This window comes from Steroidobacter flavus (genome assembly GCF_042651805.1).
GTDB classification, from domain to species: Bacteria; Pseudomonadota; Gammaproteobacteria; order Steroidobacterales; family Steroidobacteraceae; genus Steroidobacter; species Steroidobacter flavus.
This window is the reverse complement of the sequence record NZ_JBHSDU010000003.1, coordinates 2,253,412-2,267,524: the sequence shown is the minus strand read 5'-3', so window position 1 is coordinate 2,267,524 and position 14,113 is coordinate 2,253,412. Positions and strand designations below refer to the sequence as shown.

11 protein-coding genes are annotated in these 14,113 nt (G+C 61.7%); 3 read left to right on the top strand and 8 right to left on the bottom strand.

Features of this window, described 5'->3' with window-relative positions; all coding sequences use genetic code 11:
- Positions 1 to 40: 40 nt before the first annotated feature.
- The 5 genes from ACFPN2_RS15415 to glnT all read right to left on the bottom strand — a co-directional run bounded on the left by ACFPN2_RS15415 (position 41) and on the right by glnT (position 7,713).
- Positions 41 to 3,004 (bottom strand): TonB-dependent receptor domain-containing protein, encoded by a 2,964-nt coding sequence (locus ACFPN2_RS15415; protein ID WP_380597999.1) that lies wholly within the window; start codon positions 3,002 to 3,004, stop codon positions 41 to 43.
- 301 nt (positions 3,005 to 3,305) lie between these two features.
- Positions 3,306 to 4,676, bottom strand: coding sequence for an FMN-binding glutamate synthase family protein (locus tag ACFPN2_RS15410; RefSeq protein ID WP_380597997.1), 1,371 nt, complete (start codon positions 4,674 to 4,676; stop codon positions 3,306 to 3,308).
- A 2-nt stretch (positions 4,677 to 4,678) separates the two neighbouring features.
- Complete coding sequence (locus ACFPN2_RS15405; RefSeq protein WP_380600144.1) at positions 4,679 to 5,362, bottom strand: GltB/FmdC/FwdC-like GXGXG domain-containing protein; 684 nt, start codon at positions 5,360 to 5,362, stop codon at positions 4,679 to 4,681.
- A gap of 86 nt (positions 5,363 to 5,448) precedes the next feature.
- Entirely contained in the window at positions 5,449 to 6,345 is an 897-nt protein-coding gene (locus tag ACFPN2_RS15400) for a class II glutamine amidotransferase domain-containing protein (protein WP_380597995.1), read from the bottom strand.
- 33 nt (positions 6,346 to 6,378) lie between these two features.
- Positions 6,379 to 7,713, bottom strand: coding sequence for a type III glutamate--ammonia ligase (gene glnT, locus ACFPN2_RS15395; RefSeq protein WP_380597993.1), 1,335 nt, complete (start codon positions 7,711 to 7,713; stop codon positions 6,379 to 6,381).
- A gap of 160 nt (positions 7,714 to 7,873) precedes the next feature.
- Here glnT and ACFPN2_RS15390 point away from each other — a divergent pair, with 160 nt between their 5' ends.
- Positions 7,874 to 8,500: a helix-turn-helix domain-containing protein gene (locus ACFPN2_RS15390; protein ID WP_380597991.1), complete on the top strand. Its 627-nt coding sequence runs from the start codon at positions 7,874 to 7,876 to the stop codon at positions 8,498 to 8,500.
- A gap of 4 nt (positions 8,501 to 8,504) precedes the next feature.
- Here ACFPN2_RS15390 and ACFPN2_RS15385 read toward each other — a convergent pair whose 3' ends face one another.
- From ACFPN2_RS15385 to ACFPN2_RS15375, 3 genes are all read right to left on the bottom strand, one after another.
- Complete coding sequence (locus ACFPN2_RS15385; protein WP_380597989.1) at positions 8,505 to 9,866, bottom strand: sensor histidine kinase; 1,362 nt, start codon at positions 9,864 to 9,866, stop codon at positions 8,505 to 8,507.
- Complete coding sequence (locus ACFPN2_RS15380; protein WP_380597987.1) at positions 9,863 to 10,576, bottom strand: response regulator; 714 nt, start codon at positions 10,574 to 10,576, stop codon at positions 9,863 to 9,865. Before ACFPN2_RS15380 ends, ACFPN2_RS15385 begins: the two co-directional genes overlap by 4 nt.
- Before the next feature lie 190 nt (positions 10,577 to 10,766).
- Complete coding sequence (locus tag ACFPN2_RS15375) at positions 10,767 to 11,594, bottom strand: uroporphyrinogen-III synthase (protein WP_380597986.1); 828 nt, start codon at positions 11,592 to 11,594, stop codon at positions 10,767 to 10,769.
- A gap of 175 nt (positions 11,595 to 11,769) precedes the next feature.
- Here ACFPN2_RS15375 and ACFPN2_RS15370 point away from each other — a divergent pair, with 175 nt between their 5' ends.
- Both ACFPN2_RS15370 and ACFPN2_RS15365 read left to right on the top strand, forming a co-directional pair.
- Positions 11,770 to 12,510, top strand: a complete 741-nt coding sequence (locus ACFPN2_RS15370) for a sulfite exporter TauE/SafE family protein (RefSeq protein ID WP_380597984.1) — start codon at positions 11,770 to 11,772, stop codon at positions 12,508 to 12,510.
- 379 nt (positions 12,511 to 12,889) lie between these two features.
- Entirely contained in the window at positions 12,890 to 14,107 is a 1,218-nt protein-coding gene (locus tag ACFPN2_RS15365; protein ID WP_380597982.1) for a porin family protein, read from the top strand.
- Positions 14,108 to 14,113: the final 6 nt, after the last annotated feature.

Sequence of the window (14,113 nt, the reverse complement as noted above, 5' to 3'; positions counted from 1 at the left end):
CATGGAAAAACGCCGCTCGATGTCGAGCGGCGTTTTGTTTTTAGAACTGCTTGCTCGCAGCCACCTTGAAGTAACGCCCGAGCGGATTGCCGATGAACGGATCGTAGCTCAGATCCAGCAGCACCAGCGGCGGATCGCGATCGGTCACGTTGATCACCGACGCCGAGAACGTGGTCTCCCCCGGCAACTGCAACCGATACACCAGGTCGTGCGTCAGGAACGATCCCACCTCACGAGACGTGGCCGCCACGCTCGAACGGATATCGGTCACACCCTCGATATATCGAGTCGTCCAACGTACACCGTGATTTCCGGTGCTGTAATCGAGATACACCGAACCACGCAAGTCAGGCAGCGCAGTCAGACCCGCAGCGCCACGCGTGCCGGCAAAATCATTCTTGGCCTGAATCTGGATGCCCTCGACGATCAGCGCATCGCGCTTGTATTCCAGGGTGTATGAAGCATCCACGCCGACCAGCAACTCACCGCCCAGCACACCCTCGAACTGATACGCCAGGCTCGCATCCAGGCCGGAGATGTTTTCTTCCGGTCCGTTGATGACGTTGACCCGCGTGCGAACCAGCGCCTCGGCGCTACAAGCCGTGGGAGTCGTGAACGTAAAGCGAGTCTGCAAAGCATCGTAGGCAGCGTCGGCGCAATGGTTCGGACCGCCCCGGACCGATCCGAAGAATGCCGCGACCAGCTCCGTACCACCCTCGGTGACGATGGGATTCTTGAAGTTGAAGCTCCAATAATCGAGCGAGCCCTTGAAATTGCCCGCCTGCACGATGGCGCCGACGTTGAACGTGTCCGCCTCTTCCGGCTCCAGATCCGGATTACCGTAGTTGGCGTAAGGCTTATAGTTTTGTGCCACGCTCGTGTAGGACAGCGTTGTACTGAAGCCGTCCAACAGCTGCGTCTGCTGAGGGCCACGGAACGTGCTGCCCGCCGAGCCACGCAGTGCAAGCCAATCGAGCGCCTGCCAACGCAGCGAGATTTTCGGATTGGTGGTCGAGCCCACCAGGCCGCCATAGTCCTCGTAACGAAGCGCGACTTGCGCTTGCAACGATTCCAGTATCGGGAGATTCACCTCGCCGAACACGCCGAACACATCGCGACTCAGATCCTGATTGCGCAGCGGGCCGAAGAAAGTGAATACGCCGAACTGCACCGAGCAATTCACATTGCCGTTCACCGGCGTATCGACGCAGGGATTCTTGTCGATGTCGGTCCAGTAGTTGACCCGGCGCTCGAAGCCTTCGTCGCGGTACTGACCGCCGGCCGCCCAACCGATGGCGCCACCGGGCAACGACAGCGGCAGCTCGCCGTTGAAGACGAGGTCGACGGCGAACGTCGAGGAGGTGTCCCTCCAACCGTTCTCTTCGAACATCCAATCGATCAGGCGCGGATCGTTGGCGAGATTGGGGTTGTAGTTGGGGTTGGTCACGCCCGTCGAGGGATTGCCCGCAAGAGCGCTGGAGAACGGATTGAAATACAAACATCCGGCCGAGCCGGCCAGCGCGCCCGCCGCGCAATCCGGTCCACCCAGGCCGCTCAACGCGCGCTGCAGGCGGTACGCGAGAATATCCGGCGTGCTGGTCTCGCGAGTGTTCTCGCTGTAAGTCACGCCGGCATCCCAACCGATCTCCGGGCCGAACTCGCCATCGAGACTCGCCGACAAACGGAAGCCGTCGAACAAACGTTCGTCCTTCTTGCCTTCGCCGGTGAGCGGATTGCCGCCATTACCGAGCGGGCGCCATTGCAAGCCGCTCGCGGCAATGTAGCCTCGCTGTTGGAGAGCGGCCCGCTGGACGTCGGCCGCTGCGCCGGTGCCGAGAGACGCCATGACAGACGGAAGCAGAGCCTGCAAGCCCGGATTGCTGAACGGAATGATGTAGGTCGGCGACACCAGACTCACGGCAGGTGTCGCGCTCAGATTCGCGCCTTGCTGTGGGCCATACGAGGGCGAAGAGTTTTCCTCCGGCGCCTCATGCGCGGCATACAGCGCTTCCACATGCAGCCCGGTCTTCTCGCCGAGGTCCATGTTGAATTCGCTGTAGACCTGATAGTGCTCTTCGCGCTCGACCAGATTGTCGAAGGTGATGTATTGGAAGCGACAGCCGTTGCCGGGAAGCTCGAATCCTCCCACCGCCGAACAGCCCGGATCGCGGTAGGTCGGCAGCGTCGTCTCGCCCGTGGGCAGGATGAATTGTCCCGGGCTGCCGGCGGAGGAGAAGCCGCCTTGCGGATTCTCCGCGAAAGTGCGCACCGCCCAGTCGCGATCGGTCGAGTTCAACTCGGAGCGATGACGATAGCCAGCGGCCACCATGATGTTCCATGTATCGGCGCGATGGCCCCATAAGGCGTTTGCATGGTAGTCGCCCTCTGAGCCATCGATGTAACTGTACGACGCGTCGAGCGCCAGACCATCCACATTGGTTTTGGTGATGAAGTTGACGACACCGGCGACAGCATCGGAACCGTACGTCGCGGCCGCGCCGTCCTTCAGCACTTCGATGCGACCGATCGCCGCCATCGGCAACAGATTGGTATCGACGCCGTTACCGGTGGGAGACCCCGCGAGTCGCCGACCGTTCATCAGCACCAGCGTGCGTACCGCACCGATGCCACGCAGGTTGATGTTGCTGGTGCCAGTGGATTGCGCCGAGCCGAATTGATTCGATTCGCCGAGCACCCCCTGCACGGCAGGAATGGACTTCACCAGATCCACCATCGACGGCGAGCCCTGCATTTGCAGGTCTTCGGCGGTGAACACGTCGACGGGCAGCGCCGCGTCCTCGGCCGTGCCTTGAATATATGAGCCGGTCACCACGATGACTTCCAGCTCTTCGACGCTGGCCTGTTGGGCCACAGCGGCGCAGCTGCCGAGCAGCAGCGAGCCTGCCAGCACGTTACGCACTCCATCCCGCAACTTCTGATTGATGGCCACGCCATCGCGCGACGTGCGGACACGCCGTACCCACGGACTGCAACTCGGAATCATACTGTCCCCCACTAGAACTGCGGCTGTTGCCCGCCGCGTCGGCGAACACTTGCTGGTGCGTGTTCTATCGTCAGTCGTTCGCAGGCTCAGCCGCGCGCCGCGCTCATTGCGTCGCTCGTGGTCGCCGCGAACTTTGTTTGGTGCTTGCCGCGGCCGTCATGACCGCGTTTTGTGAAGCACTCGGGGTGTTGTACGTGACACTGTCAGCAAGGGTCAACGCGCTTAATAAATCATTGCAATGGCGCGCGTGACATTCGTGTTTTTATTCTGTACGTCGGAATCACATCGAAAATGATACAGATCAGTTTCGCTCCATGCCTGGAATCCATTGCGTTCCAGCGAGCGGCACTCGCGCCATCGCTGCTGCTTCCACGCTCAGCGCCACCAGATCTTCTCGCTCGAGATGATGTACATCCTGCTTGCCACAGGCACGCGCGATGGTGGTGAGCTCCATGTTCATCGTCTTCAAATAGTTTCGCACGCGACGTGCGCCGATCGCGGGCTGCAGCCGTTGCTCTAACATCGGATCCTGTGTGGTGACGCCGACCGGGCAACGTCCCGTGTGGCAGTGATGGCAGAAGCCGGGCGCTGTCCCCAGCGCGCTATAGTCCGCAACAGCGGACACATGCTGTCCGTTCTGCACGTAGGTATCGCTGTTACAACCCAGCGCCATCAACACACCTTGCCCGATCGAGACCGCGTCGGCGCCCATAGCGAGCGCCTTGGCGACATCGGCACCGGTGCGAATACCGCCGGAGATAATCAGCTGTACCTGGCCGCGCATATTCAAATCATCCAGCGCATCGACCGCCTGCCGTAACGCCGCCAAAGTGGGAATGCCTACATGCTCGATGAACACCGTCTGCGTCGCGGCCGTGCCTCCTTGCATGCCGTCGACCACGACCACATCGGCGCCCGCATGCACCGCGAGCTTCACGTCGTTGAACACACGCGTGGCGCCGACCTTCACATAGATGGGCTTCTCCCAGTCGGTGATTTCACGCAGCTCGCGAATCTTGATGGCGAGATCGTCGGGACCGGTCCAGTCGGGATGCCGACATGCAGAACGCTGATCGACGCCTTCAGGCAACGTGCGCATGCGCGCGACCCGAGGATTCACTTTCTGACCGAGCAGCATGCCACCGCCCCCCGGCTTCGCACCCTGCCCGATCACAATCTCGATGGCGTCCGCACGCCGCACGTCGTCGGGATCGAAGCCGTAACGCGACGGCAAACATTGATATACGAGCGTCTTCGACGAGCCACGCTCTTCGCTGGTCATGCCGCCATCGCCTGTGGTCGTCGAAGTGCCGAGCTCGCTGGCCGCACGACCCAACGCCTCCTTCACATTCGCCGACAACGCGCCGAAGCTCATTCCCGCAACGGTGATAGGAATTTCTAATTCGACGGGCTTGCTCGCATACCTCGAGCCCAGCACGGTGCGCGTCGTGCATTTCTCTCGATATCCCTCCAACGGATAACGAGACAGTGACGCGCCCAAGAACACCAGGTCATCGAAGTGCGGGACCTTGCGCTTCGCGCCCAGGCCACGGATTTCGTACAGCCCGGTCGCGGCCGCACGCTGCACGTAATCGATGACCTTGCGGTCGAAGCCGGCTGATTCTTCCAAAGACAGGTGCGCACTCAGCGCGTTCGATTCAGCGGCGGACATGGTCAGTACTCCTGATTCGCCTCGGCATTCCAGTGATAGAGCTGTCGCGCCGATGCGATCCGGCGGAATTCGGCGGGATCGTGCTTGAAGCCCGCCAGGCTGAGTAACTCAGCCACTGCTTTCTTATCCTCCGCGCTCATCGGTTCGAAGCGCGCGTCGGCACCGAGCGATTTCACTTCGCCGCGCACGTAGATCACCGCTTCATACAAAGAGTCGCCGAGTGCATCGCCGGCGCCACCGCAAATGACCATGCGGCCTGCCTGCGCCATGAAAGCGGAGAAGCTGCCGACGCTGCCGCCAACGACGATGTCCGCACCCTTCAAAGAAATTCCACATCGAAGAGAAGCATCGCCCTCGATCACGAGGCAGCCGCCCCGTGCGGAGGCGCCCGCACTCGTTGAAGCAAAGCCGCGAATGCGGACGAAGCCGGACATCATGTTCTCAGCAGCGCCGGGACCCGCGTTTCCATTCACCGCGACACGAGCGTGCTTGTTCATGCCGGCGACGTAGTAACCGACGTGTCCGTGTACTTCGACGTCGACTGGTGCGTCGAGCCCGCAGGCGATCGAATGCGCGCCGTCGGGATGAGTCACCACAACCTTCGGGGCAGCGACGGCCGGCAGATCTTTGTGTAAGTATCGATTCAATTCGCGCACCGACGTCGATGCCAGATCGAACTCGCGCACGTTTGTATCGAGCGAGCTAGCGCCGGTGCTGGACGCTCGGAACGGTGCATCGTTGCGAGGAATATCCTCGGCGACGGGCGCCTGATTTAAATGTGCCACGAATAAACTTCCTGCGGCTTGGGCTCGAACAAATGAGCGTCATGAACACGCGGCAGATGAGCGAGCGATCTGAACTCCGACGCGACGGCCACGTAGTCGTCGGTTTCGGCGACGATGGCAGGCTTGCAGGCGAACGCATCGCGTACCAGCGCCAGCTCCCGATCCGTGCCCATCAGGAACGTGTAGAAGCCGTCGAGCTCTTCGAACCCTCGATGGACGGCCGCTCGTAATGAATCGCCCTCTCGCAATCGCCACTCGAAGTAGCGGCAGGCCGCCTCGGTGTCGTTGTCCGTTTCGAACTCGATGTCGAGCGGTTCGAGTTTGCGACGGACCATGTAGGGGTTCGACAAAGAGCCATTGTGGACCAGACAAAAGTCCTGTCCCGCTGTGAATGGATGCGCGTGAGCGGGGGTCACAGCGGACTCCGTCGCCATCCGAGTGTGACCGACGAGATGCGTGCCTTTGAGTTGCGCGAACTCGTAGCGCTTCGCGACTTCGGCGGGCGCACCCGTGTCCTTGTAAAGATCGATCGCGCGACCGACACAGAGCACGGTCAGCTCAGGCGCGTGCGAGCTCAACCATGTTTCTATGGCTTCGGGCGTAGCACTGGTCGTCAGCACGGCATGATTAGCCGTCACCTTGAACGTGTGCTCGCCGTCGATTGCCCCGCAAAGATCGCGCTGAAGTTGTTTCCAATCGGTCGGCGCAGCGCCGGCATACAGGCTCAGCTTATGGAGTGGGCCAGCGACCGGCTCGGTGAACACGGCGAGCCCGGCGGAATCCGGTCCGCGCTCGGTCATGCCGATCATCATCGGCACCATCAACTCGCCCAATCTCGGCCGTAGCGATGCATTCTTCAATAACAACCCAACGATTCCACACATGACGATAACCAGAGCTTCAAGAGGAAGGGCGAGTTAAAAGAATTCCAGATAACGATTCGTTTCCCAGTCGGACACATGGCGCGCGTACTCGGTCCATTCCATGCGCTTCAGCTCGATAAACTCGCGGGACAACTCTTCGCCCAGTGCGGCACAGATCACCTCGTCGCGCTCGAGTTCGGTCACTGCCTCGAGCAGGTTCTGCGGCAGCAGCCGAATGCCTTCTGCGGCCAGCTGCGCCGGCGAGCACTCGTAGAGATTTGAGTTGTTCGGCTTGCCAGGATCGAGCTTGCGATCGATACCATCCAGGCCCGCCGCGACCAGCGCTGCCGTGACCAGATAGGGATTGCATCCAGCATCGGGCAACCGGAACTCCAGCCGACCGCCGGGGATGCGAACGCAGGCGGTGCGATTGTTGTCGCCGTAAGCGATGTACGCCGGCGCCCATGTCGCTCCGGAGAGCGCGCGTCCAACCACCAATCGTTTGTATGAATTCACCGTCGGTGCGCACACTGCCGTGAGGGCGCGTGCATGCTGAAGAATGCCGCCGAGGAAGTGATACGCCATCTTCGACAACGCGAGCCCGTTGGCATCGTTCGGGTCGTAGAACAAATTCTTGGTTTGCGAGTCGCCGACAGAAACATGAAAGTGCGCGCCGCTGCCGGTGCGATTCGAGAACGGCTTGGGCATGAAGCTGGCGATCATCCCGCATTGGCGCGCGATCTCGCTGGCCGCCATTTTCACGAACGTGAAGTTGTCCGCGCTCCGCATCGCGTCCGCGTACGTGAAGTTCACTTCGAACTGGCCGTTCGCGTCCTCGTGATCGATCTGATACACGTCGATATCGACACTGCGCAGTGACGACACCATCTTGTCCAGGAAAGTCGCCGCTCTCGATAAACCTTTGTAGTCATAGCAGGGTTTATCGAGAGCGTCCGAGGCGTCGCACGGTGCGAGCCTGCCATCTGCCCCCCGAGCCAACAACATGAATTCAGGTTCGATGCCGGTGTAGAGCGTCATGCCGCGTGCCGCGAGCCGATCGAGTTGGGCTTTCAGAGCCACGCGCGAGCAGTAGGGATAGGGCTTGCGGCGAACAAAGCCGTTGCACACGATGCGCGCATACCCCGGCATCCACGGAATCAAGCTCAGAGTTGCGAGATCGCCGACCGCCATGTAGTCGGGCCCTTGCGGCCCCATGCCGAAGCCCCACAACGCGAAGCCGGCAAATCCCGCGCCGTCGCCGAGCACCATGTCCAGATGCTCGACCGGTACGGCTTTGGCCTTGGCGGCGCCGTGAATATCGACGAACTGCGCCAGCACGTAGCGCACTTGATGTTTGTGCAGGAATTCTTGGGCCGCTGCAGTGTTCACTCGTCGTCTCCCGAAGATCCGAGTCCACCTACGAAGCAGCGCCAGCGCCGTTGCCGAGCGCACCACGCATCGGAAGATGCCAGCGACTTAACTGTAGGTCAAATAGTTTGCGTATAGGTTAAGTGGGTAGAGACCGGCTTTTCGGCTACTCTTGGCCCCCATGACCAAGAAAACCAAGAAAGCCCCGGTCGAAAACCCGGCAAGCGCGCCCTCCTCGCTGGCGGCCAGCGTGGGCGCGAGCATTCGCCAGTTGCGCACGGCGCAAGGGCTGACGCTCGCCGACGTGGCGGTCCGCGCGAATATCAGTCAGGCGATGTTGAGCCGCGTCGAAACCGGCGCGGTGAGCCCGAGCCTGGAAACAGTCGCTGCGTTGGCCGCCGCTCTGGGCGCTGACTTACCTGCGCTGTTTCGAGGCATCGAAACGCAGGCAAGCGACGCGCAGTTGGTTCGCAAAGGCGAAGGATTGGAAGTGGTCCGGCGCGGCACGAAGCGAGGCCACACCTATCATTTGCTGGCGTCGGATCGCGGGCCGCGCAAGGCGTTCGAGCCGTTCCTGGTGACCCTCACCGACAAGAGCGAGATCTTCCCCGAGTTCCAGCATCCGGGCACCGAGTTCATTCATATGCTGGAAGGCTCGCTGCGCTATCGACACGGCAGCGAGAACTATCTGCTCAAGCCTGGCGACACGTTAACGTTCAGCGGCAACGTGCCACACGGGCCGCAGACGCTACTGCGACTGCCGATCCGGTTTCTGTCGATCATCATTTATCACGACGAGTCGCACTAGCGACTCACGCATGAAATAGCGGCAGGCTGACGGTGAAGCGAGCGCCACCGGTGGGCGCGTCGCCAATATCGATCGCGCCGCCGTGCGCTTCAACGAGACTGCGCACGACGGCCAGCCCGAGACCGGCGCCACCGGTACGGCGATTTCGGGATGCTTCCAAACGAACGAACGGTTCGAGCAAGGCTTCGCGCTGTTCCACTGGAATGCCCGGACCTTCGTCATCAACTGTCAGCCGCACGGATTGATCGCTCGCATCTACCTGCACGTGCGCGGCGCGGCCGTACTGCAGGGCGTTGTCGATGAGATTCGCCACCACTCGACGTAGAGCCACGCGATCTCCGAGCACGATGGCATCTTCCGTCGCTGTCACCGGCTGCAAATGAATCGGCGCGCGTTCAGCGGAGCGATCGTCCACTTCATCTCGCACGACTTGCCTGAACTCCACCAGCTCCTCGACCAGCTCGCCGGCCCCGGCGCGACTCGCCAGCAACGCGTCGTCGAGCAAACGAATCATGTCGTCGATGTCGGCCACGGCGCGGTCGCGATCCGCCTTTTCGGGAATGTGATCGACGCGCAGACGCAGCCGAGTCGCAAAGGTTCTCACGTCGTGAGATATACCGCCGAGCATCGCCATGCGTGCACGCAACAGCTGCGCCAGGCGGGACTGCAAGCGATTGAATGCGGCGATGAGCGCGCGAATTTCAGGAGCCGCCGAGCGCGCTTCGGTCAGCATGGTCGGCTGACCGGAAAAATCGAATTGATCGACCGTCGCCGCCAGTCGCGCCAGCGGCCTCGTTTGTCGATGCATGATGATCAAGGCAACCAGGCCGGTAAGTGTGCCGACCAGTCCCGCGATCGATCCGATGGGCATGCCATAGACGTTGGTCGTGGGCCGGTGATAGCCGCGAATGACCAATGTTTCACCCGTGCTCAAGCGGACGCGCAACTCCAGATCGGTCGGCGTCATATACGAAAACCGCGGCGGGCTGTGACCGCCGCTTGCATCGAACGTCAGGCTGAACGGCCGCCCGCCGATCTCATCGAACGCCTTGTCCAACTGCCGCGCACGCAGTTCGAATGGACGCTCGTCCGGGGTTTGCAACAGCGGCAGTGCGCTCTCCAGCTTGACGCTGAACTTCTGCGAGCCGACGGCCCGGATGATCAGCGAACGTTCCGTGTTGTCGCGTGCCTGCTCGAGCAATTGAACGATGGCCGCGATCTGTCGCGGCAACGGCAGTGGCCGGGTCTCTCCGTCTTCTCTCGCCGTGGCCATATAGAAGATGGCGGTCGAGGCGATCCAGGCGACGATCAGGCTCAGCACCACGATCAAGCCCAGTCGCGAGGCAAATGTCAGCCTCGTGATCACGCGACATTCCCGACGTGCGCGGTGAATAGATAGCCACCGTTGCGCACAGTCGTGATCAACTTCGTGGACGGACTGGCCGCGTCGAGCTTGCGACGCAAGCGGGAGATCTGCATGTCCACGGTGCGATCGAACGGATCGGCCATGCGCCCCCGCGTCCAACTCAAGATCTGCTCGCGCGTCAGCACGCGTCGCGGATGCTGAATGAAACAGGCAAGCAGATCGAACTCAGCGGCCGTCAATGCGACCGGCGCATTGCTTTGATCGACGAGCTCGCGCGCGTCCAGATCGATGACAAAGCCGCCGAATGAGAAACGTCGTTCACGCACGACCGGCGATGCCGCGGCACCCCGTCGCAACAGCGCTCGCACTCTCGCCAGCAACTCACGAGGCCCGAACGGTTTGACCAGATAATCGTCAGCGCCCATTTCCAGGCCGACGACCCGATCGACCTCGTCGCTCTTCGCCGTGAGCATCAGAATGGGCAAGTTGCTATGTGCGCGCAGCCGGCGGCATATAGACAAGCCATCTTCGCCCGGCAGCATCAGATCCAACACGATCAGATCGGGCCGGCGACGGGCGAGCACGTCGTCCATGCCGCGCGCATCCTCAGCCGCATCGACCTCGAAGCCTTCACGGCGCATGAGATCGGCCACCAGCTGCCGGATCTCGGGATCGTCTTCGACTATGAGTAAGTTGGCGGCGGCGCGCATCCCGCCCTTGTACGGCAGGCGCCCGGTCAATCTCAAGCGCGGCGAGCGCCGTTACACACTGTTACAAGCCGTTGACCAAACGCCAAACAAACTGCAGTACGAAACAGGCACCCTCAGTGCTCTTGGCGAGCACCCGCCCGAACCCCACTTCGGGTGCGCGCTGCCGCCGGCGGCCAGGGACGGCCGGTTTTTAACTTTCGCCGTTGTCGTTGCGCGTGCCGATGCCCTGCTCGATCGCGGTGGTCAGCGGCTTCATGAAGAACGAATCCTCTGGCATCAGTCGCACGGGAATATCGTGCCGCTTCAGCGCATCGGCCACGACCGGGCCGATGGCCGCAACCTCGGTCTTCTCGAACGCCGCTCTCACCAACTCCAGCGGACCGACACTGAACAAGCGCTCGACTTGCGGCGTGCTGGTGAACGCGATGATGTCCACGCTGCCCGCCGCCATCTTCTGCATGAGATCGCGAACGGCGTCGTCGGCAAGCTTGTCGGCATACACATAAGGCGCGACGGTCAGCACTTGCGCTCCGGCCGACTGCAGGAACTCCATCAGCGGCAGGTTCGGCTCGGCGCCATACAATTGCACACCGACTTTGCGACCTTGCAGATTCTCGGCACGCAACGAATCGATCACGCCTTGCGTGGTCGGCGATTCAGCCGCGATTTCTGGTTTGAGTCCCAGCTCTCGCAGAGCACGCGCGGGCTTCGGGCCTCGCGTGATCTTTCTCACCGCGCCCAAGCGCTGCACGAACGGCTCGCGCAATGACGGCTCATTCTTATCGATGCAGCTGAGCAGGCGGCGCAAGCCTTCGCCTGTCAGCAGGATCAAGTCATCACAGGAGCCGGCAATGAAAGCGTGCAGCCACTCGAGGATGGGTTTCGGATCGGGCGCATCGAGGATTGCGACGAGCGGGCAGCGTAAGACCGTCGCGCCCCGGCGCTCGAGCATAGCGGTGAAGACGTCCAGCTCCCGAGTTTCGGGAACGGCGATAGTACGACCGGTGAGTGTTGCCATTCCTCCTGCTATACCATCATCGGCAGCGCGGAGGCCAGACCTATGCGAACCGGCCTGCGATTTCGCGCGGCCGGAGCTTCGCATTTGCCGATATCAGGCTTTGCGAGAGGCGCATTGTGAGCTGCACGTGGCGCGAGCCAAACTCGCGCGACTGCCTGCCGCTTTGTGATGTGATATGACGCTCACGTCCGCAACCGTCTACGTCACGCTGATCTTCCTGCTCGCGGGCGCGGTGAAGGGCGTCGTCGGATTGGGCTTGCCGACCGTTGCGATGGGCCTGCTCAGTCTTCGAATGCCGCCGGCCGAGGCGGCTGCCATTTTGTTGCTGCCCTCGTTCATTACTAACGTTTGGCAACTCGCGGAAGGCCCGCGCCTCGGCGCGCTCTTGCGACGACTGTGGCCAACGCTGCTCGCAGTCTTCGCAAGCACCTTCATCGCTGCCGGCGTGATCGCCTCAACGAAGTCGACCGTCGCGGGCGCGGCGCTGGGCGGAGCACTATTGATTTACGCAGCGGCGGGCCTGCGCAACTTTCATATCAACGTATCACCTGGAACGGAGCGATGGGCCGGGCCGGTCGTCGGCGTCGTCACGGGATTTATCACAGGCGCAACCGGAACATTTGTTGTTCCCGCCGTTCCGTATCTCGCCGGGCTCGGCCTGGCGCGCGATGAACTGGTTCAAGCACTCGGGCTGTCGTTCACTGTCTCAACAGTGGCGCTCGCTCTCGGCCTGCTTTGGCATGATGCACTTGAGTTCGAGGCTGTCTCGAACTCAGCCATCGCTGTCGTGCCCGCCCTGGTCGGCATGATGCTCGGCGGATGGATTCGCCGCCGCGTCTCGCCCGAACGGTTCCGGCGATGGTTCTTCATCGGCCTGGCGTTGCTCGCGATTCATCTCCTCTACGCGGCGCTGTAACGCTCATCGATCTACCTCTCGCCTGATTCAGCGGCGTGCTGAGCGCCCGCTCATCTTTTCCCCGGCAAACACGTTCGCACGTGCCCGTGTCGATCCGGCGCAACAGTGGTCGCGCGAGCAGACCAATCGCGCGGTTAAAAACCGTTGCGCCAGGCACACGTTGTCAGGTCAATGCACGAAAAAGCGGTGGCTTAGGGTTTCGTCTAATCAACGAATGAGGCGAACGCGCGCCAACGGGTGTGAGCCAGTTGGTGGGTTGTGCAATGCCGCTGCAGAGCTGCTCAAGAAACGTCGCCTGCTTCCCGATACGCGACCCGATTGAGAGTCGGATTCATTGACGATCAAGACTAGCGACGATTTGTCCAGGAGCATCTATCTCATGCGTTTTCGTGGTTCCATTTTAGCGGCGGCGGTTTGCGCCGCGCTGCCGTCGGTCAGCTCGGCAGTTGATTTTCACTACAGTGGCTTCAGCACTGCCGGCTATTCCGAAGTGGACAAGGACGGCGTGTTGTACCGCTCCTCTACCAACAAGGAAGCGATCGATTCCTCCGGTTCGGTGGAATATGACTCGATTCTCGGCCTGCAGGGCACGGTGCGCTTCGACGACCAGTGGTCGGTGACCGCGCAGGGCGTGGTGAAGACGCAGCCCGACGGCGACTTCGGCCCGAGCCTCGACTGGGCGTACTTGAAGTGGCAGCCGCTGTCGAACCTGGCGATCCGCGCCGGTCTGACCCGCCCGCCGACCTTCATGTTCTCCGACTCCGTGTACCTCGGCTACGCCAACACTTGGGTGCGTCCGCCGCTGGAAGTTTATGGCATCAGCCCGGTGTATCAGATGACCGGCGTCGATGCGGTGTGGTCCAACAATGTCGGCCCGGTGAAAGTCACCGTGCAGCCTTACGCCGGCGTTTCCAAGCTGGTGCTGCCGCTGTCGACCGGCGGCGATCAGGACATCGATGTGAAAGATTGGTACGGCCTGGCCGTGACCGGCGAAATCGGCTCGTTCACGGGTCGCATCGGTTATCACACCAAGAAGTACGACGGTGAAATGCGCAGCACGCAGGGCATCGTCAACGCGCTCGTCAACGCCGGCTATGCGGACGTGGCGAAGAAGGTGGGCTTCGACGGTAACAAGTCGCCGATCTTCAACGTCGGCGTGCAGTACGACGACGGCAGCACATTTGTGATTTCCGAATACGCCAAGCGCAGCAGCGAGCGCGTCGTCGTCGCCGAGCTCTCGGGCGCCTATCTGACCGTCGGTCATCGTTTCGGCAGCTTCGCGCCGTACGCGACCTACGCCACTCTGAGCGTGGACAGCGATCGCTTCACGAATCTGGTTCCGCGCACGACGCCGGTTGGCATCGCGCTCGACAACCAGCTCGACGGCCTCGCCGCTGGCACCAGCGACCAGAACAGCTACGCGGTTGGCCTGCGCTATGAACTGCCGGCGTTCGCGTTCCTCAAGGGCGCGGTGCTGAAAGGTCAGTACGATCACATTGATCCGAAGGACGGCGGCAAGGGCTTCCTGAACGCTGTGCCGGCTGGCTTCCATGACAGCGTCAACATGTACACCCTCACGGCCGACTTCTTGTTCTAACAGGTG

Coding starts and splice junctions, on each gene's coding strand:
- ACFPN2_RS15415 (WP_380597999.1), bottom strand. CDS start 3,004: ATGATTCCGAGTTGCAGTCCGTGGGTACGGCGTGTCCGCACGTCGCGC.
- ACFPN2_RS15410 (WP_380597997.1), bottom strand. CDS start 4,676: ATGTCCGCCGCTGAATCGAACGCGCTGAGTGCGCACCTGTCTTTGGAA.
- ACFPN2_RS15400 (WP_380597995.1), bottom strand. CDS start 6,345: ATGTGTGGAATCGTTGGGTTGTTATTGAAGAATGCATCGCTACGGCCG.
- ACFPN2_RS15390 (WP_380597991.1), top strand. CDS start 7,874: ATGACCAAGAAAACCAAGAAAGCCCCGGTCGAAAACCCGGCAAGCGCG.
- ACFPN2_RS15380 (WP_380597987.1), bottom strand. CDS start 10,576: ATGCGCGCCGCCGCCAACTTACTCATAGTCGAAGACGATCCCGAGATC.
- ACFPN2_RS15375 (WP_380597986.1), bottom strand. CDS start 11,594: ATGGCAACACTCACCGGTCGTACTATCGCCGTTCCCGAAACTCGGGAG.
- ACFPN2_RS15370 (WP_380597984.1), top strand. CDS start 11,770: ATGACGCTCACGTCCGCAACCGTCTACGTCACGCTGATCTTCCTGCTC.
- ACFPN2_RS15365 (WP_380597982.1), top strand. CDS start 12,890: ATGCGTTTTCGTGGTTCCATTTTAGCGGCGGCGGTTTGCGCCGCGCTG.